Origin of the sequence: Rhodanobacter sp. C03 (assembly GCF_002001175.1) — a bacterium.
Taxonomy (GTDB): Bacteria; Pseudomonadota; Gammaproteobacteria; order Xanthomonadales; family Rhodanobacteraceae; genus Rhodanobacter.
The window spans coordinates 1-24,415 of record NZ_MUNT01000010.1 but is presented as its reverse complement, the minus strand read 5'-3'; the positions used below and the strand labels follow the sequence as shown (position 1 = coordinate 24,415).

At 63.9% G+C, this 24,415-nt stretch carries 25 protein-coding genes; 15 read left to right on the top strand and 10 right to left on the bottom strand.

Going from position 1 to position 24,415, the window contains the following annotated elements; genetic code table 11:
* Positions 1 to 235 precede the first annotated feature (235 nt).
* Positions 236 to 1,066: a kinase gene (locus B0E48_RS13700; RefSeq protein WP_077518882.1), complete on the top strand. Its 831-nt coding sequence runs from the start codon at positions 236 to 238 to the stop codon at positions 1,064 to 1,066.
* Positions 1,067 to 1,108: 42 nt separating this feature from the next.
* On the opposite strand, the gene B0E48_RS13695 is transcribed toward B0E48_RS13700, so the two are convergent.
* Both B0E48_RS13695 and B0E48_RS13690 read right to left on the bottom strand, forming a co-directional pair.
* The gene (locus B0E48_RS13695) at positions 1,109 to 1,453 is read right to left on the bottom strand and encodes a YbjQ family protein (protein ID WP_077518720.1); all 345 of its coding nucleotides are present in this window, start codon (positions 1,451 to 1,453) and stop codon (positions 1,109 to 1,111) included.
* A 26-nt stretch (positions 1,454 to 1,479) separates the two neighbouring features.
* The gene (locus B0E48_RS13690; protein WP_077518719.1) at positions 1,480 to 2,313 is read right to left on the bottom strand and encodes an NAD-dependent epimerase/dehydratase family protein; all 834 of its coding nucleotides are present in this window, start codon (positions 2,311 to 2,313) and stop codon (positions 1,480 to 1,482) included.
* Between the two features lie 35 nt (positions 2,314 to 2,348).
* On the opposite strand from B0E48_RS13690, the gene B0E48_RS13685 reads away from it, so the two are divergent.
* From B0E48_RS13685 to B0E48_RS13660, 6 genes are all read left to right on the top strand, one after another.
* On the top strand, positions 2,349 to 2,906 hold the full coding sequence (locus B0E48_RS13685) for a shikimate kinase (protein ID WP_077518718.1): 558 nt from the start codon (positions 2,349 to 2,351) through the stop codon (positions 2,904 to 2,906).
* Positions 2,903 to 4,000, top strand: a complete 1,098-nt coding sequence (gene aroB / locus B0E48_RS13680) for a 3-dehydroquinate synthase (RefSeq protein WP_077518717.1) — start codon at positions 2,903 to 2,905, stop codon at positions 3,998 to 4,000. The genes B0E48_RS13685 and aroB overlap by 4 nt, the downstream gene beginning before the upstream one ends.
* A gap of 93 nt (positions 4,001 to 4,093) precedes the next feature.
* A complete protein-coding gene (locus tag B0E48_RS13675) occupies positions 4,094 to 4,354 on the top strand; it encodes a WGR domain-containing protein (protein WP_077518716.1) in 261 nt (86 codons plus the stop codon).
* A gap of 5 nt (positions 4,355 to 4,359) precedes the next feature.
* Entirely contained in the window at positions 4,360 to 5,430 is a 1,071-nt protein-coding gene (gene hemE, locus B0E48_RS13670) for a uroporphyrinogen decarboxylase (RefSeq protein ID WP_077518715.1), read from the top strand.
* 23 nt (positions 5,431 to 5,453) lie between these two features.
* Positions 5,454 to 5,804, top strand: a complete 351-nt coding sequence (locus B0E48_RS13665) for a DUF3147 family protein (RefSeq protein ID WP_077518714.1) — start codon at positions 5,454 to 5,456, stop codon at positions 5,802 to 5,804.
* A 159-nt stretch (positions 5,805 to 5,963) separates the two neighbouring features.
* Positions 5,964 to 8,792 (top strand): valine--tRNA ligase, encoded by a 2,829-nt coding sequence (locus tag B0E48_RS13660; RefSeq protein ID WP_077518713.1) that lies wholly within the window; start codon positions 5,964 to 5,966, stop codon positions 8,790 to 8,792.
* A 221-nt stretch (positions 8,793 to 9,013) separates the two neighbouring features.
* Here the strand turns inward: B0E48_RS13660 and B0E48_RS13655 are convergent, their stop codons facing one another.
* From B0E48_RS13655 to B0E48_RS13635, 5 genes are read right to left on the bottom strand one after another with little or no spacing between them, the layout of a single operon-like run.
* Complete coding sequence (locus tag B0E48_RS13655) at positions 9,014 to 10,066, bottom strand: NAD(P)-dependent alcohol dehydrogenase (protein WP_077518712.1); 1,053 nt, start codon at positions 10,064 to 10,066, stop codon at positions 9,014 to 9,016.
* A 35-nt stretch (positions 10,067 to 10,101) separates the two neighbouring features.
* Positions 10,102 to 10,509: a cupin domain-containing protein gene (locus tag B0E48_RS13650; protein WP_077518711.1), complete on the bottom strand. Its 408-nt coding sequence runs from the start codon at positions 10,507 to 10,509 to the stop codon at positions 10,102 to 10,104.
* A 56-nt stretch (positions 10,510 to 10,565) separates the two neighbouring features.
* Positions 10,566 to 11,318: a carboxymuconolactone decarboxylase family protein gene (locus B0E48_RS13645; protein WP_077518710.1), complete on the bottom strand. Its 753-nt coding sequence runs from the start codon at positions 11,316 to 11,318 to the stop codon at positions 10,566 to 10,568.
* Positions 11,319 to 11,344: 26 nt separating this feature from the next.
* Positions 11,345 to 12,328, bottom strand: a complete 984-nt coding sequence (locus B0E48_RS13640; RefSeq protein ID WP_077518709.1) for an aldo/keto reductase — start codon at positions 12,326 to 12,328, stop codon at positions 11,345 to 11,347.
* Positions 12,329 to 12,353: 25 nt separating this feature from the next.
* On the bottom strand, positions 12,354 to 13,349 hold the full coding sequence (locus tag B0E48_RS13635; RefSeq protein ID WP_077518708.1) for an aldo/keto reductase: 996 nt from the start codon (positions 13,347 to 13,349) through the stop codon (positions 12,354 to 12,356).
* A 119-nt stretch (positions 13,350 to 13,468) separates the two neighbouring features.
* Here B0E48_RS13635 and B0E48_RS13630 point away from each other — a divergent pair, with 119 nt between their 5' ends.
* Entirely contained in the window at positions 13,469 to 14,359 is an 891-nt protein-coding gene (locus tag B0E48_RS13630; protein ID WP_077518707.1) for a LysR family transcriptional regulator, read from the top strand.
* Between the two features lie 141 nt (positions 14,360 to 14,500).
* Positions 14,501 to 14,983, top strand: a complete 483-nt coding sequence (locus B0E48_RS13625; protein ID WP_077518706.1) for a hypothetical protein — start codon at positions 14,501 to 14,503, stop codon at positions 14,981 to 14,983.
* A gap of 85 nt (positions 14,984 to 15,068) precedes the next feature.
* On the opposite strand, the gene B0E48_RS13620 is transcribed toward B0E48_RS13625, so the two are convergent.
* From B0E48_RS13620 to B0E48_RS13610, 3 genes are all read right to left on the bottom strand, one after another.
* Positions 15,069 to 17,771, bottom strand: a complete 2,703-nt coding sequence (locus B0E48_RS13620) for a M1 family metallopeptidase (protein ID WP_077518705.1) — start codon at positions 17,769 to 17,771, stop codon at positions 15,069 to 15,071.
* Positions 17,772 to 17,934: 163 nt separating this feature from the next.
* Positions 17,935 to 18,489 (bottom strand): carboxymuconolactone decarboxylase family protein, encoded by a 555-nt coding sequence (locus B0E48_RS13615; protein WP_254423972.1) that lies wholly within the window; start codon positions 18,487 to 18,489, stop codon positions 17,935 to 17,937.
* Positions 18,490 to 18,625: 136 nt separating this feature from the next.
* Positions 18,626 to 19,165, bottom strand: coding sequence for a peroxiredoxin (locus tag B0E48_RS13610; RefSeq protein ID WP_077518703.1), 540 nt, complete (start codon positions 19,163 to 19,165; stop codon positions 18,626 to 18,628).
* Between the two features lie 150 nt (positions 19,166 to 19,315).
* On the opposite strand from B0E48_RS13610, the gene B0E48_RS13605 reads away from it, so the two are divergent.
* The 6 genes from B0E48_RS13605 to B0E48_RS13580 all read left to right on the top strand — a co-directional run bounded on the left by B0E48_RS13605 (position 19,316) and on the right by B0E48_RS13580 (position 24,285).
* On the top strand, positions 19,316 to 20,287 hold the full coding sequence (locus B0E48_RS13605) for a LysR substrate-binding domain-containing protein (protein WP_077518881.1): 972 nt from the start codon (positions 19,316 to 19,318) through the stop codon (positions 20,285 to 20,287).
* Positions 20,288 to 20,414: 127 nt separating this feature from the next.
* The gene (locus B0E48_RS13600; protein ID WP_077518702.1) at positions 20,415 to 20,834 is read left to right on the top strand and encodes a rubrerythrin family protein; all 420 of its coding nucleotides are present in this window, start codon (positions 20,415 to 20,417) and stop codon (positions 20,832 to 20,834) included.
* Positions 20,835 to 20,967: 133 nt separating this feature from the next.
* Positions 20,968 to 22,311, top strand: a complete 1,344-nt coding sequence (locus B0E48_RS13595; protein ID WP_077518880.1) for a heterodisulfide reductase-related iron-sulfur binding cluster — start codon at positions 20,968 to 20,970, stop codon at positions 22,309 to 22,311.
* A gap of 206 nt (positions 22,312 to 22,517) precedes the next feature.
* Positions 22,518 to 23,099, top strand: coding sequence for a DUF3501 family protein (locus tag B0E48_RS13590; protein ID WP_077518701.1), 582 nt, complete (start codon positions 22,518 to 22,520; stop codon positions 23,097 to 23,099).
* A 2-nt stretch (positions 23,100 to 23,101) separates the two neighbouring features.
* Positions 23,102 to 23,701, top strand: a complete 600-nt coding sequence (locus B0E48_RS13585; protein ID WP_077518700.1) for a hypothetical protein — start codon at positions 23,102 to 23,104, stop codon at positions 23,699 to 23,701.
* Between the two features lie 218 nt (positions 23,702 to 23,919).
* Positions 23,920 to 24,285: a hypothetical protein gene (locus B0E48_RS13580; RefSeq protein WP_077518699.1), complete on the top strand. Its 366-nt coding sequence runs from the start codon at positions 23,920 to 23,922 to the stop codon at positions 24,283 to 24,285.
* The last annotated feature ends 130 nt before the right edge of the window (positions 24,286 to 24,415 follow it).

The following is a 24,415-nucleotide window of genomic DNA, read 5'->3' as shown; positions in this document are numbered from 1 at the left end:
TCTGAAACTTTCCTTTTGCATCGTGGCCGACACGCGCCATCATGGCGCGAATGAACATGACCGATAATAGTGCAATGCCCCACTCATCCTGCATCGCCTTGACGAATTCATTGATGGCTCGATTCCCTGCCATGGCATGTTCTTGCGCTGACCAGGACAACCGCGCCGACGAAATGTCCCGTCGGCACGACCCGGCAGTCATCAGGCTACCCGCATGTCACCTGGTGCGGTGCTGATGATGTCGCTTGCCAGCCAGCAGAACGAGGCCCTTGCCGGCCACCTGCTCGACCAGTACGCCGGGCGCATTGCCCGTTCACGGCGACCATACATCCTGGGCCTGTCCGGCCTGCAGGGCAGCGGCAAGAGCACGCTGGCGCGGGTGATGAAAGCCCAGGCCGAGGCACGCGGCTGGGCCACCGAAGTGCTGTCGCTGGACGATTTCTATTACTCCCGCAGCGACCGTGAAGCGCTGGCGCACCAGGTACACCCCTTGCTGCGCTCACGCGGCGTGCCGGGTACGCATGAGATCGAGCTATTGCTGTCGGTGCTGGCTGCGTTGCCGCACGCCTCGGACAAACTGCCGGTGCCGCATCCGCGCTTTGACAAGGGCCGCGACACGCGCATTCCGCCGTCGCGCTGGCCGCGTGTCACGCGACCGCCGAAGCTGGTGATCGTGGAAGGCTGGGCCTTGGGCGTGCGCCCGCAACTGCAAGCCACACTCGACATCCCGGTCAACGAGCTGGAGCGCACGGAAGATGCCGACGGCAGCTGGCGGCATTGGGTCAACAAGCAGTTGCGCGGTTACCAGCCGCTATGGCGCAAGTTCGACGCGCTGATCGTGCTGCAGGCGCCAAGCTGGGAAATCGTGCGCGACTGGCGCGGCGAGCAGGAACAGGATCTGCTCGCGCGTCACGCGCCGCTGGCGATGGATGCCGCTGCGATGCAACGGTTCCTCGCGCACTTCGAACGACTGAGCCGGCACGCACTTGCCACGCTGCCGGCACTCGCCGACAGTTGCGTGGAATACGACGAGGAACGGCATGTAACCGGACTCAGCCACGGCTAGCAAGGTCAGACTCAGCCCCCAAGCACACCGGACGATCAGGTATTACGCCGCCGGCTCCACCTGCACCGCGGTGCCATATGCCAGCACCTCGGTGACGCCTTCAGCGACATCGTTAGCGTCGTAGCGCATTGCCACCACCGCGTTCGCGCCCATCGCCGCGGCATGCTGAAGCATCAGCTCGAACGCCTCCTCACGCGCCTTCTCGCACAGTTCGGTGTAGATCGTGATGTTGCCGCCAACCAGGGTCTGCAACGCGGCACCGAGATTGCCAACGACGCTACGCGAGCGCACGGTGAGGCCACGCACGATGCCGAACGAACGCACGATGCGGCAACCGATAATCTCGTTGCCGGTACTGACCTGATGATGGGGGATGGGATTGGCCATGCGGGTTCTCCGTGGGTGAGGAATAGTCAGGCATCAAGCAAGGCAGCATACCCGTTGCGCGAGTCCGGCCAGTGCGGCACGAAACCGCTGGTACTCAAACGCGCATTGCTGAGCCGCTTACTGCCGATCCCAGCCGGCGCCGGGCCGTCACCCGCCGGCGGCGCGCCGATCAGGGCAGACAGGTGGTCGTACAACACATCGAGCGGCAACGGCGTGTCATCCACCCCAAGATACAGCGGCAGGGGATCCACCAGCGACAGCAGATGCGCGATCGCCGCGGCGGCATCGTCGACATGGATGCGGTTGGCCCAATGCGGCTGGGTGCGCGGCACGCTGACCTGACCGGTGCGCAGGCGTTCGATCAACTGCATTCGCCCCGGCCCGTACAGGCCGGCCAAGCGCAACTTTATCGAAGCCACCGGCTGCGCGGCGAGCCACTGCTCCGCCTCCAGCAACACGCTGCCATTGAATCCCGGCGGCGCCGGCGGCGTGTCTTCATCGACCCAGTCTCCAGCGTGTTCGCCATATACAGCGCTGGAGGAAACCAGCAGCACGCACCGCAGTGACGCCTGATCGACCGCGTCGAGCAGGTGTCGCAAGCCGTCCACGAACGTGCGGCGATAGGCCTCTGCATCGCGCTGGTCCGGCGTCGGCAGATAGACCACCTGGGTGATGCCGGCGGGCAGTTCGCGCAGGGTTTCGGGCCGGGTCAGGTCGCCACGCAACCAATGCATGCCGCTGTCGTCCGACGCCGGCGGCTGACGCCGCAACGCCCACACTTCATCGCCACGCGCCCGCAGTCGCTGCGCCACGCGCAGGCCAAGGTCGCCACAGCCAGCCAGCAGCACCCGTTCGCTCATCACTGTCCTTGCACCTGCCCTGTTAGCATTTGCCCATGAATCCGTCGTGCAACCTTTTCATCATCGGTCCGACCGGCGCCGGCAAGACGTCGATCGGACGCCGGCTTGCCGCGCATTATGGACTGCCGTTCGTCGATCTCGACCAGGAGATCGAGCAGCATTGCGGCGTCGACGTGAGCACGGTGTTCGAGATCGAGGGCGAGGCAGGCTTTCGCCAGCGCGAAAGCGCGCTGCTGGACGAGTGCAGTCAGCGCCCCGGGGTGTTGCTGGCCACCGGTGCCGGCGTGGTATTGGCCGAACACAATCGCGCTCATCTGCGAGAGCGCGGTTACGTGGTGTGGCTGCAAACCACGATCGAGCAGCAGCTGGAACGGCTGGAGCGCGACCATCGCCGCCCGCTGCTGGCCGTACCGAACCGACATGAACGCCTGCAGGCGATGGCGCAGATCCGCGAACCGATCTACCGCGAACTGGCCGACCTCACCGTGCCCGGCGAACACGGCAGCGTCGCCGCCGCCAGCGAGCGCTGCATCGCACTGATCGATCATCATTGGCAGCGTCCATCCCACGCATCATCACAGCAGACCGCATGAACCATCCGGCAATCCAGACCATCACCGTCGCGCTCGGCCAACGCAGCTATCCGGTATGGATCGGCAGCGGCCTGCTCGCCGACCACGCGCGCTGGCGCACCATGCTGCGCGGGCGGCATGCGCTGGTGATCAGCAACATCGCGGTGGCGCCGTTGTACCTGCCGCGCATCGAACAGGGGCTGGCAGGCCTGCACTGGTCGTCGTTCCTGCTCGACGACGGCGAGGCGCACAAGAGCTTCGCCAACGTCGGCCGCGCGCTGGAAGCGCTAGGTCAGCTCGGCGCTACCCGCGACGCCTGCGTGATCGCGCTCGGCGGCGGCGTGGTCGGCGATCTGGCCGGCTTCAGCGCTGCGTGCTGGATGCGCGGCATCGACTTCATCCAGATGCCGACCACCCTGCTGGCGATGGTCGATTCCTCGGTTGGCGGCAAGACCGGCGTCAATCTGCCCGTCGGCAAGAATCTCGCCGGTGCGTTCCACCAGCCGCGCGCGGTGATCGCCGACATCGATACGCTCGCCACCCTGCCCGAACGCGAATACCGCGCCGGCCTCGCCGAAGTGATCAAGGGCGCGGCAATCGGTGACGAGCCGTTCTTCGCGTGGCTGGAACAGCATGCCGACGCGCTGACGGCACGCGATCCCGCCACCGTGCTGGAGGCAATCGCACACAAGGTGCGTTACAAGGCCGGCGTGGTCGCCCGCGACGAAACCGAACAAGGCGAACGCGCCCTGCTCAATCTCGGCCATACCTTCGGCCACGCGCTGGAAACCGCCGGCCACTACACCACTCTGCTGCACGGCGAAGGCGTGGCGATCGGCATGCTGCTGGCGGCGCAGTTGTCCGAGCGGCTGGGCATGAGCAGCGCCGCCGATACCGCGCGACTGCGGCAGTTACTGGAAAAGCTTGGTCTGCCCACGGCGATCCCGCCCGGCATGGACGCGCAGCAGCTGCTGGCGCTGATGCGGCTGGACAAGAAGAACACCGCCGGCGTGTTGCGGTTGATCCTGTGGCGCGGCATCGGCCATGCGGAGATCGTCGCGGGCGTCGCCGAAGCCGATGTACTGGTCGTGTTGCAGGCTGCCATACCGGCTTAAGCGACCCCTGCGTCACCGGCGCGCTCGCTACCCGGCCGCCAGCCTTCTAGAATGCTCATGTTTGCGGCATGCCGCACAGTCCATCCGGAATCCATGCGCCTCTATCTGCAAACCGTGCCCGGCAGCGCCGACGCACCCCGCTACGTCCAGATCACGCTGGAGCAGGATCTGCTCGGCGGCTGGACGCTGTACCGCGAGTCCGGCACCCAGGGCGGCCGCGCCACGATGAAGCGCGAACAGTATCTCGAGCGCGACGAAGCCGTGAGCGCCTTTGAGAAAGCCCGCGATGCCCAGCTCAAGCGCGGCTTCCGCTTGATGTTTGCCCAAGGCCTCGAAGGCCCGTACGGACGTTGATCGAAATGAATGATGTGCTGAAGAACGGCCGCTTCCTGCGCGCCCTGCGCCGGGAACCCACCGACACCACGCCGATCTGGGTCATGCGCCAGGCCGGCCGCTACCTGCCGGAATACCGCGCCACTCGCAGCCGCGCCGGCAGCTTCATGGGCCTGGCGCAGAACCCCGAATTTGCCTGCGAAGTCACCCTGCAGCCGCTGGAACGCTTCGAACTCGACGCGGCGATCCTGTTCTCCGACATCCTCACCATTCCCGATGCGATGGGCCTGGGCCTCACGTTCGCGCAGGGCGAAGGTCCGCAGTTCGCGCATCCGGTACGTACCGCTGCCGATATCGCCAAGCTCGCCGTACCCGACATGGACGGTGAACTGCGCTACGTGATGGACGCAGTGCGGCTGATCCGCCGGGAGCTGCACGGCCGCGTACCGCTGATCGGCTTCTCCGGCAGCCCGTGGACGCTGGCCTGCTACATGGTCGAAGGCCAGGGCTCAAAGGATTTCGCCACGCTCAAGGCGATGTGCTGGAACGAACCGAAGCTCGCCCACCAACTGCTCGACACGCTGGCCCAAGCCGTCACGCATTACCTGATCGCCCAGGCCGCCGCCGGCGCGCAGGCGCTGATGATCTTCGACACCTGGGGTGGACTGCTCGGCCCCGCGCCGTTCCGCGAATTCTCGCTGCGCTACATGACGCAGATCGTCGCCGCCCTGAAGGCTGACCCGCATGCCCGCGAACTACCCGTGATCCTGTTCTCCAAGGGCGCCGGCCAGCACCTCGCCGAAATGGCCGACACCGGCTGCGCCGCGCTCGGCGTCGACTGGACCATGGATCTGGCCGACGCCCGTCGCGCCGTCGCCGGCAAGGTCGCCCTGCAAGGCAACCTCGACCCCGCGATCCTGCGCGCCAGCCCCGACGTGATCCGCCGCGAAGCCCGCACCGTACTCGACAACTACGGCAACCACCCCGGACACGTGTTCAACCTAGGCCACGGCATCACGCCGGAAGTCGATCCGGAGCATGTCAAAGTGCTGGTGGACGAAGTGCACGCCTATGGGCGCATCCTTCGCGGCAACTGAGCAATGCTTCAAGGAATCGACCGATGGGCTGGCTCGTCACCAAGTACCTGATCACCGCCGCCATCGTCGTGCTCGTCTCCGAAGTCGCCAAACGCAGCGACCGCCTCGGCGGCCTGCTTGCCGCGCTGCCGCTGGTTACCGTGCTGGTGCTGATCTGGCTGTACGTCGAGCGCCAGCCGCAATCGAAAATCGCCAACCATGCCTGGTACACGTTCTGGTACGTGGTGCCGACGCTACCGATGTTCCTGGCCTTTCCCTTGTTGCTGCCACGCCTCGGCTTCTGGCCGACGCTGCTGGCCTGCGTGGTGATCACGGTGGTGTGCTTCTGGCTGTTTGCACTGCTGGTGCGGCGGTTTGGGATCGAATTGCTGTAACCCGCTCCCCCACCCCGACCCTTTCCCAAAGGGATAGGGACAAAACTGGCCTAGGCTGCCATCGCCCATTTTTGGCAGCACAGCCACCTCCCCGTACAATGGCTTGCTTATCCCCATGACAAAGCGCGCGCCTTGCGCGCGCCACCGAGCCCAATCCCGATGGAAAAGAGTTTCGAACCCGCCCAGATCGAGTCGAAGTGGTACGAGCGCTGGGAAACCAGCGGCGCGTTCCAGCCGTCGGGCAAGGGCGATCCGTATTGCATCCTGCTGCCGCCGCCGAATGTCACCGGCACGCTGCATATGGGGCATGCGTTCCAGCAGACGGTGATGGACATGCTGGTGCGCTACCAGCGCATGCGCGGCATGAACACGCTGTGGCAGGTGGGCACCGACCATGCGGGGATCGCCACCCAGAAGATCGTGGAGAACCAGCTGGCGGTCGAAGACAAGACACGGCATGACCTGGGTCGCGACGCCTTCGTCGAGCGCGTGTGGAAGTGGAAGGAGGAGTCCGGCTCCACCATCACCAACCAGATGCGCCGCATCGGCGCCGCCGCGGACTGGTCGCGCGAGCGTTTCACCATGGACGAGGGGCTGTCGGCCGCGGTGCGCAAGGTGTTCATCGACTGGTATCGCGCTGGGCTGATCTACCGCGGCAACCGGCTGGTGAACTGGGACCCGGTGCTGGGCACGGCGGTGTCCGATCTCGAAGTGAACAATGTCGAGCGCGACGGCCACATGTGGTCGATCCGCTACCCGGTCGTGGACAGCAACGAGAGCGTGGTCGTGGCCACCACTCGGCCGGAGACCATGCTGGGCGACGTCGCCGTGGCCGTGCATCCGGAAGACGAGCGCTATGCCCATCTGGTCGGCAAGACACTGAAGCTGCCACTGACCGATCGCGAGATTCCGGTGATTGCGGACGACTATGTCGACAAGGACTTCGGCACCGGTTGCGTGAAGATCACTCCGGCGCATGACTTCAACGACTACGCGATCGGCCAGCGCCATAAGCTGGCGCCGATCACCATCTTCACGCTGGCCGCCAAGGTCAACGAGAACGCGCCGGAAAAATATCGTGGCCTCGACCGCTACGACGCGCGCAAGCGCGTACTGGCCGATCTCGAAAACACCGGCCTGCTGGTCGAGACCAAGCCACACAAGCTGCAGGTGCCGGTGAGCGATCGCTCGGACGCCGTGATCGAGCCGATGCTGACCGACCAGTGGTTCGTCGATCTCACCTCCGACACGCTCGCCGATGGACGTCCGGGCGGCCGCAAGGCGATCACCCAGCCGGCGCTGGATGCCGTGCGTTCGGGCGAGATCAAGTTCGTGCCGGAGAACTGGGCGACCACGTACACGCAGTGGCTGGACAACATCCAGGACTGGTGTATCAGCCGCCAGCTGTGGTGGGGACATCGCATCCCGGCGTGGTACGACGAAGCCGGCAACATCTTCGTGGGCGAGGACGAGGCGGACGCACGCAAGTCTGCCACCACGGCGCCAGTCGGCACGCTGCGCCAGGACGACGACGTGCTCGACACCTGGTTCAGCTCGGCACTGTGGCCGTTCTCCACAATGGGCTGGCCGGCGAACGGGCCGGTGAAGAACGAGCGCGGCGAGATCGTCGCGAACTGGGAGCAGGACAAGATCTTCCTGCCCAGCGCCGTACTGGTCACCGGCTTCGACATCATCTTCTTCTGGGTCGCGCGCATGGTGATGGCGACCAAGTACTTCACCGGCCAAGTGCCATTCCGCGAGGTCTACATCAACGCGATCGTGCGCGATGCGGAAGGCCAGAAGATGTCCAAGTCCAAGGGCAACACGCTGGACCCGCTGGACCTGATCGACGGCATCGAGCTGGAGCCGCTGGTGGCGAAGTCCACCAAGTCATTGCTGATACCGCAGGTACGCGAGAAGGTCGAGAAGCGTGTCCGCAAGGATTACCCCGACGGCATCCCGGCAATCGGCACCGACGCGCTGCGCTTCACCTTCGCCGCGCTGGCCAGCTACAGCCGCACGATCAACTTCGACATCAAGCGCGCCGAAGGCTACAAGGCGTTCTGCAACAAGTTGTGGAATGCGGCGCGGTTTGTGTTGATGAATCTGCCCGAAGGCGAGATCGCGGCACCAGCCGGCGCGCCAGTGACCGAAGCGGAGCGCTGGATTCTCACACGCTTGAAGCAGACTCTCGGCGAAGTCGAACAGCATTTCATCAGCTACCGCTTCGATCACCTCGCACAGGCGCTCTACGAGTTCACCTGGAACGAGTTGTGCGACTGGTTCCTCGAGCTTTCCAAGCCGGCATTGAATGGCGATGACGCAGTAGCTGCCGCATCGACTCGCCACACCCTGCTGGTGGTGCTGGAAAGTGTGCTGGGCGCGCTGCACCCGATCATCCCGTTCATCACCGAGGAAATCTGGCAGTCGGTCGCGCCGAAACTCGCCCTCACCGAAAACAGCCTGATGCAGCGGCCATGGCCACGCGCCGATGAGATCGTTGCGGATGATGCCGCCACCGCCGAGATCGAATGGTTCAAGAACGTGCTGAGCGGCATCCGCCGGATCCGCTCGGAAATGAACATCTCACCCGCAAAGGCGATCCCGCTGTTGCTCGCCGATGGCGACGCCAGTGATCGCGCCCGCGCGGCGAAATTCGCTGCGCAAATCGCCTTCCTTGGCCGCACCGAAACGCCGCAGTGGATCGAAAGTGGCGCCGACGAACCGGCCGCCGCTGCTGCCGTGGTCGGCACGCTGCGCGTGATGATCCCGCTCGCCGGACTGATCGACCTCGGCGCCGAAAAGACACGTCTGGCCAAGGAAATCAACCGCATCGAAGTCGAGATCAAGAAGTGCGAAGGCAAACTGGGCAACGCCAACTTCGTCGCCAATGCCCCCGCCGAAGTGGTCACCCAGGAACGCCAGCGCATCACCGACTGGAACACCACGCTGACCGCGCTGCGCGAGCAGGCGCAAAAGCTGGGGTGAGCTGGTAGCCGCGCTTTTCGCTCGGGCCCTTGCTTGCCGCTTTTCTGAATAGTGCGCACAGAATGTGCGCCGCTCTAGCGGGAACTCCTTGCGGCGGTGAGTGGTGGGCGACAGGCCTGCAGGGTGATTGGCAGGGATGCCAATCACCCTCGTCAGAATAGAAGTCCTGTCGAAAAACCCGACCGAGACTCACGGACTCGCAGGGCAAGCCCAAAGATCCCTCATCTGGCCAGCGTCGCATTGTCGATGACGAAGCGGTACTTCACGTCACCCTTCACCATGCGGTCATAGGCCTCGTCGATCTTCTGCACGGGAATCATCTCGATGTCGGAGACGATGCCCTTCTCGGCGCAGAAATCCAGCATCTCCTGGGTTTCGGCGATGCCGCCGATCAGCGAGCCGGCGATCGCGCGGCGCTTGAAGATCAGGTTGGTGATGTTCGGCGACGGATGCGGGTGCTCCGGCACACCGACCAGCACCATGGTGCCGTCGCGCTTGAGCAAGCTCGTGAAGGCATCCAGCGAATGGCTCGCGGCCACGGTATTGAGGATGAAGTCGAAACTGTTGGCGTGCGCCTTCATCTCGTCGGCGTTGCGCGAAACCACCACCTCGTCTGCGCCGAGGTCCAGCGCCGCCTGGCGCTTGTTGTCCGACGTGGTGAACGCCACCACATGCGCGCCCATCGCGTGCGCGAGCTTCACGCCCATATGGCCCAGCCCGCCGATGCCGACGACGCCGACCTTGCTGCCGGGACCGACCTTCCAGTGCCGTAGCGGCGAGTAGGTGGTGATGCCGGCGCACAGCAGTGGCGCGACCGCGGCGAGCTGCGCTTCGGGGTGACGGATCTTCAGCACGAATTTCCGATCCACCACGATGCGCTGCGAATAGCCGCCCAGCGTGTGCCCGGGTGCGTCCGCGGTCGGGCCGTTATAGGTGCCGACGAAACCGTTCTCGCAGTACTGCTCCAGCCCCTCGTCGCAGGCGGCGCAATGCTGGCAGCTGCCGACCAGGCAGCCCACGCCCACCGTGTCGCCGACCTTGAAGCCGGTCACAGCGCTGCCCACGGCGCTGACGTGGCCGACGATCTCGTGGCCCGGCACACACGGATAAAGCGTGCCGCCCCACTCGGAGCGCACGGTATGCAGGTCGGAATGGCAGACGCCGCAATAGGCGATGTCGATCTGCACATCCTGCGGGCCGGGCGCGCGGCGCGCGATGTCGATGGATTGCAGCGGCTTGTCGGCGGCGTGTGCGCCGTAGGCTTTGGTGGTCATGGGGTTTTCCTTGCTGGGGACTGAAAGTAATGGGGTCAGGCGGTCGGGCCCACAAGATATTCCTCGTCGGTCACCTTCTCCATCCACTCGACCACCTTGCCGTCCTTCGCTTCCTGGACGGCGATGTGGGTCATCGCGGTGGTCGGTGTGGCACCGTGCCAGTGCCGGTGGTTCGACGGGCAGCAGATGATGTCGCCGGCGTTGATCTCCACGATCGGACCGCCTTCGCACTGGGTCCAGCCCTTGCCGGCGGTGACGATCAGCACCTGCCCCAGCGGATGGGTATGCCAGGAACTGCGCGCGCCGGGTTCGAAGGTGACGATGCCGCCGGACACGTTCGCGCCACCGATGCCCTTGAACGGCGAATCGATGCGCACCTTGCCGGTGAAGTACTCGGCCGGCCCGGTGACGGAGGGCTGCGAGCCGTTGCGGATGATTTCCATGTGGACGTCCTGCGGATAGATGAGTGTATGGGGCCGGACGTGACAAACCTGTTCGCTTACGCCGACGTGCCTTCGTCGACCACCCGCAAGGCGTTGAGCGTGCGCGGATAGCCGATGAACGGCAGCAGTTGAGTCAGCGTGTCGATGAGCACCTGGCGGTCGTTATCGACGGCCAGGTTGCCGGCGACGTGACCGGCCAGTTGCGGTTCGCAGCCGCCCAGCGCCGCCAGCATTGCGAAGGTCAGCAACTCGCGGGTTTTCAGGTCCAGGCCTTTTCGGGTGTAGTAGTCGCCGAAGCAGTTGGCGGACAGGAAGTGCTGGATGTGCAGCTGATCCTTCGGCGATTGCGCAACCATTGCGTCGATGCGTTCGCCGAAGAAGCGCTTCTGTATCGCAAGCCCCTCGGCATGCCGTGTCTGTGCCGTCGTGGTCGACTGTCCTTCCAGCGGCAGGTTGATGCCACGGTTGCGGAAGACTTCATTGGTGGCGTGGATGAAATCGAACACCCTACCCATGCCGGCATAGGGCACGGCCTGATAGATGATCTCCTTCACCTCCACCGGCGTCACGCCGACGTTCAACGCGCCGTCCAGCATGGCGCGGTACTCCCCAACCGCATGGCAGGCGATCAGCGCTGCCAGTTGCACCATCAGGCGCAGGCGGATATCCATGTCGCTGGCCTTGATGATCTCGTCGAACGCCCAGTTGTCGAAAATCTCGATCAGCTCCGGATCGCTGACCTTCAGCGTCGAGATGTGGCCGGGGAACAATTGATCGTGATTGCTCTGCGCTGCTTCAGTGATTGCCATCGTGCTGCCTCATGGATCCTGTTCGTTCACTTGCCCGCTTGCGCTGCCAGGTGCGCCGGGTAGCGGTCACCCTGCACCTGGATCTGTGCCAATGATTCAGCGATCCATCGAAGATCATCAGCACTCAGCGCGATATCCGCGGCGCCGATGTTCTCCTTCAACCGATGCAGCTTCGTCGTGCCCGGAATCGGTACGATCCACGGCTGCTGCGCCAGCAGCCATGCCAACGCGATCTGCGCCGGTGTCGCCTGCTTGCCGGCCGCGATGCGCCCCAGCAGGTCGACCAGCGTCTGATTGGCCTGGCGCGCCTCGGGCGAGAAGCGTGGCACGTTGTTGCGGAAATCGTCCTTGGCGAACCAGGTACTTGCGTCGATCTTTCCCGCGAGAAAACCCCTGCCCAGCGGACTGAACGGCACGAAGCCGATGCCCAGTTCCGCGCAGGTCGGCAACACCTCCTGCTCCGGTTCACGCCACCACAGCGAATACTCGCTTTGCAGCACGGCAACCGGCTGCACCGCATGCGCGCGACGGATCGACTGCACGCCGGCTTCCGACAGGCCAAAGTGTTTCACCTTGCCTTCCGCGATCATATCCTTGACGGTGCCGGCGACGTCTTCCATCGGTACGTTCGGATCGACGCGATGCTGGTAGAGCAGGTCGATGTGATCGGTCCGCAATCGTTTGAGCGAGGCCTCGGCGACCGCGCGGATGCGCTCCGGCCGGCTGTCCATGCCGGTCTTCGAATCGCCATTCTTGAAACCGAACTTGGTCGCGATGACCACGTCGTCGCGAAACGGCGCCAGCGCCTCGCCCACCAGTTCCTCGTTGGTGAACGGGCCATAGGCCTCGGCGGTATCGAAGAAGGTCACGCCGACTTCGACAGCCTGCCGCAGCAAGGCGATCGCGTCCTGTTTCTCCATCGCAACGCCATAGGCGTGGTTCAGTCCCATGCAGCCAAAGCCGAGCGCGGAGACTTCGAGTTGGCTGTTTCCCAATATGCGGGTCTTCATTTCGTTGACTCCGATGATCCAGCGATTACAGGCCTGTCATTTTCAATACGCTCTCGGGCAGGCGGGCTCCCTGCAGCGTGATTCGCGATGCGGCTTCGTCAATCTCGCGAAGATCGCCGGCAGTGAGCTCGACAACAAGCGCGCCAAGGTTTTCATCAAGTCGATGCAGTTTCGTAGTACCGGGAATCGGCACGATCCACGGCTTCTGCGCCAGCAGCCAGGCAATGGCGATCTGGGCGGGGGTCGCACCCTTGCGCGTGGCCACGCCACGCACGAGATCCACCAGCGCCATGTTCGCCTTCAGCGCTTCCGGCGCGAAGCGGGGAACCGCCGTGCGGAAGTCCGTGCTCTCGAACTTCGTCGTTTCATCGATCTTGCCGGTGAGGAAGCCCGCGCCCAGCGGGCTGAAGCAGACGAAGCCGATGCCCAGTTCTTCGAGAGTCGGCAGGATCTCGGTTTCCGGTCCACGCCACCACAGCGAGTACTCACTCTGGACGGCAGTCACCGGCTGCACGGCGTGTGCGCGGCGGATGGTTCCCGCGCTGGCCTCCGATAGGCCGAAGTGATTGATCTTGCCCTCGCGAATGAGGTCCTTGATCGCGCCGGCGACATCTTCGATGGGCACGTTCGGATCGACACGGTGCTGGTAGAACAGGTCGATGCGATCGGTCCTGAGCCGCTTCAGCGCGGCCTCGGCGACGGCCTTGACATGCTCCGGGCGACTGTTGACGCCGCCGCTTCGCTCACCCGTCTGAAGGTCGATGTCGAAACCGAATTTGGTCGCGATCACGACCCGGTCGCGCACCGGCGCAAGCGCCTCGCCCACCAGTTCCTCGTTGGCAAACGGACCGTACGCCTCCGCTGTGTCGAAGAAGGTCACGCCGCGGTCCACGGCCGCGCGCATGAGCGCGACCATTTCCTGCTTGTCAGCTGCGGGTCCATAAGCGGAAGTCATGCCCATGCAGCCGAGGCCGATGGCGGAGACTTCCAGATGGCTGTTGCCAAGTTTGCGGGTTTGCATGAGGTAACTCTTGCCGGAAATCGGGATACAGGCAGTTTGCGCGCGAATGTTTGCCGTGATTAGCCGCTGCAATACGAATGCTTTTATGATCTGAGCTCATCAATCAGCCGGGTCCGCCCATGCCCCGCGAGAACTACAACGACCTGCTGGCCTTTCTGACGGTGGCGCGCGAACGCAGCTTCACCCGCGCCGCCGCGCAGCTGGGCGTGTCCCAATCGGCGCTCAGCCACACCATCCGCGGACTGGAAGCCCGGCTCGGTCTGCGCCTGCTTACGCGGACCACGCGCAATGTCGCCCCGACCGAGGCGGGCGAGCGGCTGTTCCGGGAGCTGACACCCAACTTCGGCGACATCGATGCGGCGGTGGCGAACCTGAGCGAGCTGCGCGACAAGCCCAGCGGCACGCTGCGCATCACCGCTGGCGAGCATGCCGCCACCACGATCCTGTGGCCGGCGCTACGGAAACTGTTGCGGGAATACCCGGACATCCACGTCGAGGTGATCACCGACTCCAGCTTGACCGACATTGTCGCCGAACGTTTCGATGCCGGCATCCGGCTGGGTGAGCAGGTGGCCAAGGACATGATCGCCACGCCGATCGGGCCGCCGATGCGGATGGCCGTCGTCGGTGCGCCCGACTACCTCGCCTCACGTCCGCCGGTGCATACCCCGCGCGACCTCACCGGACACGACTGCATCAATATCCGCTTCCTTACCCACGGCGGCCTTTATGCGTGGGAGTTCGAGCAGGACGGTCACGCCCTGAACGTCCGCGTGGAGGGTCGGCTGGCCTTCAACAACAGCCGGCAGATCCGTACGGCAGCCCTCGACGGTTTCGGTCTGGCCTGTCTGCCCGAAGACATCGTGCTGGCGGATATTGCGGCAGGCAAACTGGAGCGCCTGCTGGGCGACTGGTGTCCGCCGTTTCCGGGTTATCACTTGTACTACCCGAGCCGGCGCCAGCACTCGCCGGCGTTCTCGCTGCTGGTGGAAGCCTTGCGCTATCCGTGAGGCCGCGGCATTGCACTTCTGCAAACACTCAAGACATCGAACGAAGTGCCCGTCGGAATCGAAGCGGAGATTCCCGATATCGTGCATGGCGCCCCGGGAGTGAACGACGTATCGTGATCGCTCCCCGACATCAGGCTCCCCATGGCAACGCCGAAGCCCTTCCCCCAAGCAGGCTTCCTGAGCCAGCTTGAGTCCATCAGCGCATCCGCGCCCCTGACCGCATCCACGCCGATGCCGCCGGCACTTGCGCGCATCCTTCTGGCCGCGGATGGAACCGATGGAACCGGCCAGCCGACGCCAGCCATCGCTCACCTGATCCAGCTGCTGAAGGCCTACAAGTCGGTCCTGCAGGCGTCATTCGATACCGACGTGGTAGCCGATGAATTGCGGCGTTACCAGAAGTTCGCCAGGCCGGGGCAGCCATCGCCCCATATCATCCAGCTGCGACAGCAACAGGCTGCCGCGCGGCAGGCTTCCAGTCAGTCGAAGCAATCGTTCATCAAGGCTGCCGCTGCGTTCGTGCGAGAGGCTGCCGTCGAGGTGCCGCAGCGAGTGGCGCTTGAAGTGTTCATCACCCGCTGGATCGATACCAACGTGCCGACGGAATTCGTCTCCGCGACATGACGGCGCGTTGCCGAGGCGTGCGTTCTGTTGGGCCGTCGGGCAACCGGCACGTTCCATGTGCCGGCATGCATGCCCTGCTCCGCCCTCAGCGCAAAATCGCTGCCGGATCCTGCTTCGCCTTCAGTGCACTGCACAGCTGGATCGATTCGCCGGTCTGCGCCAGGCCGCGATCGACGCCGGCCGCATCGTTCAGTCGCGGCTTGAAGAACGCCTGCAGGCGGTCGGCCTCCGCGGACGAACAACCACCACCCGCCGAGAGCCGTGGCAACGCACCACCGGCGAAGCTGCCGGTGCGTGCCAGCACCTGCGTGTAGTGGCCGGTGAACCATTGCCACATCGCATCACGCTGGGCCTCGGTGTCGCGGGCGGCGCGCAGCAGCATGGCCATCTCGCCGACCTTGACGTGCTTGTCCAGCGCGAAGTTGCGCACCTGCTCGGTCAGGGCCGGATCTTCCACGCTGGCGAGGCCGCCGAGGATGCCGTTGCGCAGTGCCGCGTCGCTGGTTTTCGGCAATTCGGCGATCAAGGCATCGACGGCAGGCTTGCCCTGCTCTTGCACCGCCACGCCGAGCGCGTCACCGAGCAGGTCGGGATCCGCCGCGGCCAGATTCAGACGGCCATCTGCTTTCGGTTTGAGTGCTGCTTCACCCTGTTTGAGCAGGGCTGCACGCACTTCGGGCAGCTTGAAGTCGAACGCCAGGCTGCTGGCCAGCGAGCTGCGCAGCAACGAGTCGCCTTCGGATTCGCCGGACTTGCGCTGGTAGCCCAGCTGTTCGAGACGCGGCAGATAGGCGTCCTTCGCCCACGTAGCGAGACGGCCGCGCTGGGCATCGGTGATCGCTTCGTACTGGTAGATCCAGCCGAGCTGACCCAGCGGCGCGGTGGCGACCTCGCGGATCTTCGAGCTGGTCAGCGGTTTCAACGCGGCCAGTACATCACCAGCATCCAGGTCACCGTGACGGAAGCTGGCGTTGATCGCGTCGGCATAAGCCAGCTGCTCGGTGTCGCTGAGCTTGTCCACGTGCGCGGTCAACTCGGCCAGTTCATGCTTGCCAAGACTGAAGCGGTAGTAGCCACCGGCATTCGCGTTCGGCATCACCCAGGTCGGCTGGCTGGCGCCGGCCAGCACCATCGAACCAGTCGCCTTGTCGAGCATGTCGCAGCTGACCTTGCTGGACTGTGCTTTATCTTTGCCGTTGGCGGCGGTGCCGTAGCGCACGCACACCGGCACGCCCCAGATGCGCTTCGTATCGCCGGTGCTGCCGATCGGCAGATAACGACTCTGGCTCAGATGCAGCACGGTCTTGCCGTCCTTCTGTTCCAGCTGCGTCTGCACGTACGGCACGCCGGACTGGTCGAGGAAGCTGTTGAACGCGTGCTTGAACGCGTCGCCCTTGCCCGCAGCGGTGGCGATCGCGCCAACCAGATCAGCAGCTACCGCATTGCCGAACTTGTGCTGCTGGATATACGCCTGCATGCCCTTCTGGAAAGTCTTTTCGCCCACGTAGTTCTCGAACATGGCGATCACGCCGGCACCCTTCTGGTAGGTGATGCCGTCGAATGCGGTCTCGATGTCGCCATTGCCGGTGATCGGCTGGCGAATCCGGCGCGCGCTGACCAGGCTGTCGCTGCTCATCGCGCCCTGCGCACCGCGCACGCGGTCGAGGTCGGCGCGGTATTCCGGATGCACCTGCATCGTCACCTTCTGCTGCATCCAGGTGGCGAATGCCTCGTTGAGCCAGATGTCGTTCCACCATTCCAGCGTCACCGTGTCGCCGGTCCACTGGTGCGCCAGCTCATGCGCGGTAACGTCGAACGAGCCCTGCACGTTGCGCGCCGGCGAATCCTTGTCGAGCAGCAGCAGCCAGTCGCGGAAAGTGACCAGGCCGGCGTTCTCCATCGCACCGGCGGCGAAGTCCGGCGCGGCGAGCACGTCGAGCTTGTCCCACGGATAGCCGAAGCCGTAATAGTTCTCCAGCGCATGGATGATGCTTGGTGTTTCACTGAGCACATGCGACATGCGATGCGCCTCGCCGGCGGAGGCGATGCCGCGCAACGGCAGCGGCGTGGATCGATACGCATCGGGCGAAATGTCCGGGCCCTTGGCGATGTCCCACGGACCCACGCCAAACGCCACCAGATAGGTCGGCAGCGGCAGCGTCTGTGCAAACGTCAGCGTCTTCCAGCCGTCGCCAGCTGGCACTTCCTTCACCTGCTGGGTATTCGCCACCGCGGTGTCGGCATTGGGTATCGTCAGGCTGATATCGAACGGCGTCTTGAAGCCCGGCTCGTCGAAACTCGGAAATGCGAAGCGCGCGCTGATCGGCTCCATCTGCGTCATCGCATACGGCTGGCCTTTCGCGCTGACTTTGTACAGGCCCTGCAACTGCGCGTTGAGCGGCGCCGTGTAGTCGAAACTCAGGGTCAGTTCCTGCGGCTTGAGCGTGCTGCCGAAATCGACCCGCACCACGCCGGCCTTCGGATCTGCTTCAACGTATTTGCCGACGTGCACCTTGCCGGCAGCATCGGTGATTTCCACCTTCGATACCTTCAGCTCGTTGCCGTCCAGCCACAAGTGATCCGATGCCTGGGTCAGCTTGACCTTGATCGTGGTTGTGCCGGAAAAATCCTCTTCCGCCGGGTCGACCTTGAACGACAGCTGGTACGACTGCGGCACGGCCCAGCGCGGCAGGCGGCCCTGTGGCGCCTGATCGGCGGTGGCGGCAAACGCCGCGCCGCAGCAGGCGGCCAGTGCGGTAAGCAGAAGTGGGCGAACGAGACGGCGCATGACGGATTTCCCTGGGACGAAAACAAACGCCCACGCTAGGCCGAGGCATGACTTGCGACCCAGTGCCAAAAGGCATGGACAGCTTGATCCCCGCCACGAATGCGAAAAACCCCGGCCATCGCTGACCGGGGTTCGGATTTTTCCGGTTTACCGGTGACCGGACTCAGCCAGCCACATCAGCCTGCTCCAGCGCCACCGCAACCGCATGGATCACCGCGGCGATACGCGCCGCGCTCTGGATCGACTGCGCCGACAGACCGTGCTTGCGCAGGGTCTTCTCATGCGACTCCAGGCACATGCCGCAGCCGTTCACCGCCGACACCGCCAGCGAGGCGAGCTCGAAGTCGATCTTGTCGCCGCCCGGATTGGCCATCGCGTTCATGCGCAGGCCGGCGCGCAACGTGCCGTACTCGGCGTCGCCGACCAGGTGCACGAAGCGGTAGTAGATGTTGTTCATTCCCATGATCGCGGCGGCGACGCGGGCACCGTTCAATTCCTCCGCGCTGGCGTGCTGCGCGGCTTCTTCGTTGATCGCCGCGGTGAGCGGCTTGTAGCGCGATGCAATCGCCGAAGCGAGCGCGATCACCGCAATCTGTTTCTGGGTCAGGCCGGGCGCACCACCCTCGGTCAATACGGACTCGAGGTTGAGACGCAGGTCCTTGGCGTAGTCGGGCAACTGGCTTTTCAGATCGGCAAGACTCATGTCGGTATGACTCATGGGACACCTTCAATAAATTCGGGGCATAAAAAAACCGGCGGCGAAGCGAACCTCGCCGCCGGTGGGGTCACCCGCGCGTCAGCGGGGAGAGGGAGGGACTCCTGACGCGCGGGGTGTTGCAAGCGAAACGCCGGAATCAGGCGACCTTGAGGGTCTCTTCGCCCTGGCTCCAGTTGCACGGGCACAGCTCGTCGGTCTGCAACGCGTCGAGTACGCGCAGCACTTCGGCCGGGTTGCGGCCGACCGAGCCGTCGGTGACGTAGACGAAGCGGATGATGCCTTCCGGATCGACCAGGAACGTCGCGCGCTGCGCCACGCCGTCGTCGGTCAGGATGCCCAGCGCATTGGTGAGCTCTTTCTTGATGTCGGCCAGCATCGGGAACTTCAGGTCGCGCAGGTCCTTGTGGTCCTTGCGCCAGGCCAGATGCACGAACTCGCTGTCGGTGCTGGCGGCGAGCACCTGGCAGTCACGATCGGCGAACTGCTGGTTCACGTCGCTGAAGCCCTTGATCTCGGTCGGGCAGACGAAGGTGAAGTCCTTCGGGTAGAAGAACACGCAGGTCCACTTGCCCTTGTAGGTGTTGTTGTCGATGTTCTGAAACGCCTTGTCCAGGCTCTCGATCGAGACGGTGGCCGGGACGTTGAACTGGGGAAACTTGTCGCCAATGGTCAGCATGGAGTTAGCCTTCGGTAATGGATTAGGGGGTTGAGAGACGCCTTGCAGCAGGTGCCTTGACGAACAAGATAGCGTCCGCACTTGCATTGTTCAAATTGATTGTTACCATCGCAATCATAGGTTGAGCCTATGGCCTGGATGAGGCGTGCGATGAACCTGCGAGATCTCCAGTACCTGGTGGCGCTGGCCGAGCATCGGCACTTCGGCCACGCCGCCGATGCCTGCTTCGTCAGCCAGCCGACCCTGTCCACCCAGATCAAGAAGCTCGAGGACGAGCTTGGCGTGCCGCTGGTCGAACGCACGCCGCGCAAGGTGCTGCTGACCGAGGTGGGTCGTGACATCGCCGCGCGCGCGCGCGATGTACTCAACGAGATCGAGCAGATCCGCGGCGTGGCCCGGCGCACGCTGGATCCGGAATCCGGCACAGTGCGGCTGGGCATCTTCCCGACCCTGGGCCCGTACCTGTTGCCGCACGTACTGCCACTGGTACGCACGGCGTTTCCACGACTAGAGCTGTTGCTGGTCGAGGAGAAGACCGAATCGGTGCTGCGCATGTTGCGCGAGGGCAAGCTGGATGCCGGCATCCTCGCCCTGCCGCTGCACGAGGACAGCCTGCACAGCGAGTTCCTGTTCGAGGAACCGTTCCTGCTGGCGGTCTCGGCCGAACACCCGCTGGCACACAAGCAGGGCCAGTTGAAGCTGGCCGACCTGTCCAACCAGAACCTGCTGTTGCTGGAGGACGGCCACTGCCTGCGCGATCAGGCGCTCGAGGTGTGCCACATGGTCGGCGCCGGCGAGCACAGCGGCTTCCGCGCCACCAGCCTGGAAACACTGCGGCAGATGGTGGCGGCGAATGTCGGCATCACCCTGCTGCCGGTCACCGCGGTGAAGCCGCCGGTGGCACCGGTGGAGAACCTGCACCTGATCGAGTTCAAGGGTCATCCGCCGAGCCGGCGCATCGCCATGATCTGGCGCAAGAGTTCGGCGATGGATGGCTTCCTGAAACGCCTGGCGCAGATCTTCCGACAACTGCCCGCCGACCTGCTCGACGCGCATACCGCCGCCACGCCACTGGCCACGGAAGTCGCACCCATAACGAAACGCCGCGCTGCACGCCGATAGCCGCCGGCTATCCGTTCCATCGAGACAATCAATTTCATCCCCTGGCCGCCGGGCGCTAGGCTCGACAGGTCAAGACCGCAAGGCCGACTCGTATTTCCCTCCCAGCCACACGCCACGAGGTGATGTCATGAGCAACCTGAAAGGCTCCAAGACCGAGCAGAACCTGAAAGACGCCTTTGCCGGCGAATCGATGGCCAACCGCCGCTACCTCTACTTCGCCGCCAAGGCCGACGTGGAGGGTTACAACGATGTCTCCGCGGTGTTCCGCTCCACCGCCGAAGGCGAGACCGGCCACGCGCACGGCCACCTGGAATACCTGGAAGCCGTCGGTGATCCCGCCACCGGCCTGCCGTTCGGCGAAACCCATCTGAATCTGAAGAGCGCCATCGCCGGCGAGACCCACGAGTACACCGACATGTACCCGGGCATGCACAAGGCTGCGCGCGAGGAAGGCTTCGACGAAATCGCCGACTGGTTCGAGACGCTGGCCAAGGCCGAACGTTCGCACGCCAACCGGTTCACCAAGGCGCTGGGTGATCTGGGCTGAGTTATCGCTGACCTGCATTTTGTAGGAGCGGCTTCAGCCGCGACCGATGTACCGGATAACCGCGGCGCTGCGTGACAACGCTGCGCCGCGGTCGCGGCTGAAGCCGCTCCTACAACGCTTCGAGGACACGACCATGGCCGAGCCCATCAGCGGCACACGCGAAGGCAATCTGGACGCACCCACCCGACATCCGCTGGACTGGACCAATCCCGAATTCATGGATCAGCAGGCGCTCGACGCGGAACTCGAACGAGTGTTCAACATCTGCCACGGTTGCCGCCGCTGCGTCAGCCTGTGCCACGCCTTCCCCACCCTGTTCGACCTGATCGATGAATCGAAGACGATGGAGATCGACGGCGTCGACAAGGCCGACTATCCCAAGGTCACCGAGCAGTGCTACCTGTGCGACCTGTGCTACCAGACCAAATGTCCGTACACGCCGCCGCATCCGTGGAACGTGGACTTCCCGCACCTGATGCTGCGCGCCAAGGCCACGCACTTTAATGAGCATGGTGCACCGCTGTCGGCGATGATCCTGTCCAACACCCGCGCCGTCGGCAAACTCGCTTCGATCCCGGTGGTGGTGCAGGTGATAAACGCTGCCAACCGCAATCCGGGCGCGCGAAAGCTACTGGAAAAAACCATGGGCGTCGATGCCGAGGCGCGGGTGCCCGAGTACCACACACCTACCGCACGCAAGCGCCTGCGCGATCTCGACGGCAGCGGCACGGCGACTCCTGCCGGCCGCACGCGCGGCAAGCTGGCGCTGTTCGCCACCTGCTACTGCGACCATTCCGACCCAGTGGTAGTCGAGGATCTGGCCGCAGTGCTGACGCACAACGTTATCCCGACGCGACTGGTCGAACAGGAAAGCTGCTGCGGCATGCCCAAGCTGGAACTGGGCGATCTGCAGACGGTGAAGAAATACAAGGAACGCAATATCCCGGTGCTGGCGAAGATGGCGCGCGAGGGCTGGGATTTCACCGCGGCGATCCCGTCTTGCGTGCTGATGTTCAAGCAGGAGCTGCCGCTGATGTTCCCGGACGATGCCGACGTGGCGCTGGTGCGCGAGCGCTTCTTCGATCCGTTCGAATACCTCGCCGAGCGCCACAAGGCCGGCCTGCTGCAGACCGACTTCAAGCAGTCGCTGGGCAAGGTCGCCTGGCAGGTACCGTGCCACCAGCGTGTGCAGAAGATCGGCCCGAAGACGCGCGACATCCTGCAACTGGTGCCGGACACCGAAGTCATCACCATCGAGCGCTGCTCCGGCCACGACGGTACCTACGGTGTGAAGCATGCGACCTATGCGCTCTCGCGCAAGCTGGCGAAACCGGTGGAAAATCGCGTCGAGCAAGCCCACCCCGATCACTTCACCAGCGACTGCCCGATGGCCGGCGGCCATATCGCCCACGGCCTCGACGACAAGCCGCCAGCGGAACACCCGCTGAGCCTGCTGCGCAAGGCCTATGGCATTTGAGGAGCGCATGACGCCACGCCATAGCCGTCACTCTTTATAGTCGTCATTCCCGCGAAGGCGGGAATCGCAGTTGCCTTTACTCCATAAACAACCATGGATGACCCGCTCCGTTGTTGTAAAGCGATTTCCGCCTTCGCGGGAATGACAGCAAAAATAAAGCCTCGACCGCGCACTCAAGCATCACGCTAAACTATCCAGGATGCAGCATGCAAAAACTGACCCGCGCCGACCTGCTCACCCTCGAAGCCTACGCGCAGCAACGCGGCGATTTCCGTACCCGCGTGATCGTGCACAAGAAAAAACGCAGCGTGCATATCGGCGAACACCTTACGCTGATCTTCGAGGATCGGCTGAGCGTGCAGTACCAGGTACAGGAGATGCTGCGCATCGAACGCATCTTCGAGGGCATCGGCATCCAGGATGAACTCGATGCCTACAACCCGCTGATCCCGGACGGCGGCAATCTCAAGGCAACCCTGCTGATCGAGTATCCCGACGTCGAGCAGCGCAAGCTGGAGCTGGTGCGCCTGCGCCATATCGAACACGCCATCACGCTGAGCGTGCAAGGACACGCACCGGTCACCGCGATCGCCGACGAGGACATGGAACGCAGCAACGACGAGAAGACTGCCGCCGTGCATTTCCTGCGCTTCGAACTCGATGCAGCGATGATCGCGGACTGGAACGCCGGCGCGCCGGTCACTCTTGCTTCGACCCTGCCGGCGATGCCGATCGAAGCAACCCTCACGCCCGAACAGCGCTGCATGCTGGCGGCCGACTTCAACTGAGCATGCGCAAGCTCCTTGTTGCCGTCGCCCTGCTGCTGGTGCTGTGCGGCGGCGTGTCGTGGTGGCATCACCGCCCACTGCATCAACCACCCGGCGTGCTGGCGCCAGACGAGCCCGAGCAGGACAACATCGAGGATGGCGCGAAGCTGCAACGCGACGACGTGACCCTCACTACCCGCGCCCGCTTCACTCTTACCGCCCGCGTGCTGGCGCGCGCCGACTATTCCTGGGGAGCCGACGGCAAATTGATCCCCGAAGATCTCGCGCTCGGCTGGGGCCGCATGTCCGACAGCGCGGTGCTGGCGAACATCGACATCAGCCAGTCCGACCGCTTCTACGAATGGCACGTGAAACAGTTCCCGATACCACGCCGCGAGATCGAAACGCACAGCGCCAACATGCACATGATCCCCGCCGACGCCGGCGTGCTGCATGACCTCAGGGAAGTACGTCCGGGCGAAGTCGTGCACATCGAAGGCTTCCTGGTCGACGCCAGCCGCCCCGGTGGCTGGCTCTGGAAAACCTCGACGACGCGCGACGATGTTGGTGCGGGTGCGTGCGAATTGGTTTATGTGGAGAGCCTCAGCATCGTGACGCTTTGAAAGCTGTTACACCCCGATTTTGACGGCGTAACTCATACACCCTCTAAAGTGCCGGATAACACTGGAGCTTCACTGCCCGCCCGGCACATCTGCAGGCGCACAAACCGTTGCTAGACAAGTGAATTCGGCGCTTGCCCAGGTCGCAATGAGGGCGACATACTCAGCGCAACACCCCAGATCTGGGGTCTACTAAGCGTTATGCCTCAGGGGGAGATTCGATGCAGTTCTTTAACCATCACGAGAGCGCGGCTATCGGCATGTGCAAACATTGCTGCAAAGGCCTCTGCGCGGCTTGCGCCACCGATCTTGGTTACGGGCTGGCCTGTCGCGAGCTCCGTGAAGAACAGGTCACATCCACGCATGCCATGGTTACAAAAGCCGCACGCCTCCAGTCAGTTAACCGCTCCAACAAATACCTCGGCCCAGCATTCTTTATTGTTCTAGGCTCCTTGTTCGCCACATGGGGCTTCGTGACGGAGGGCGGGGTTACAAATTTCATCTTTCCCATGGGAGCCGTTTTAGTTCTGTATGGCGTCTTCCTTTTAAGTGCCGTACGTAAGGCATATGCGCAGCCACAGGCATAACTACTCGTTCAAGGCGGACGGGATAGTTCCTTCGCTTTAGTGGACACCCTGAACTACCACTTCAGGAGTCCACAAGATGCCCAAGCCAGGCCCGCGAACCACCTATCGTTACACCCATGATTTCAAGGCG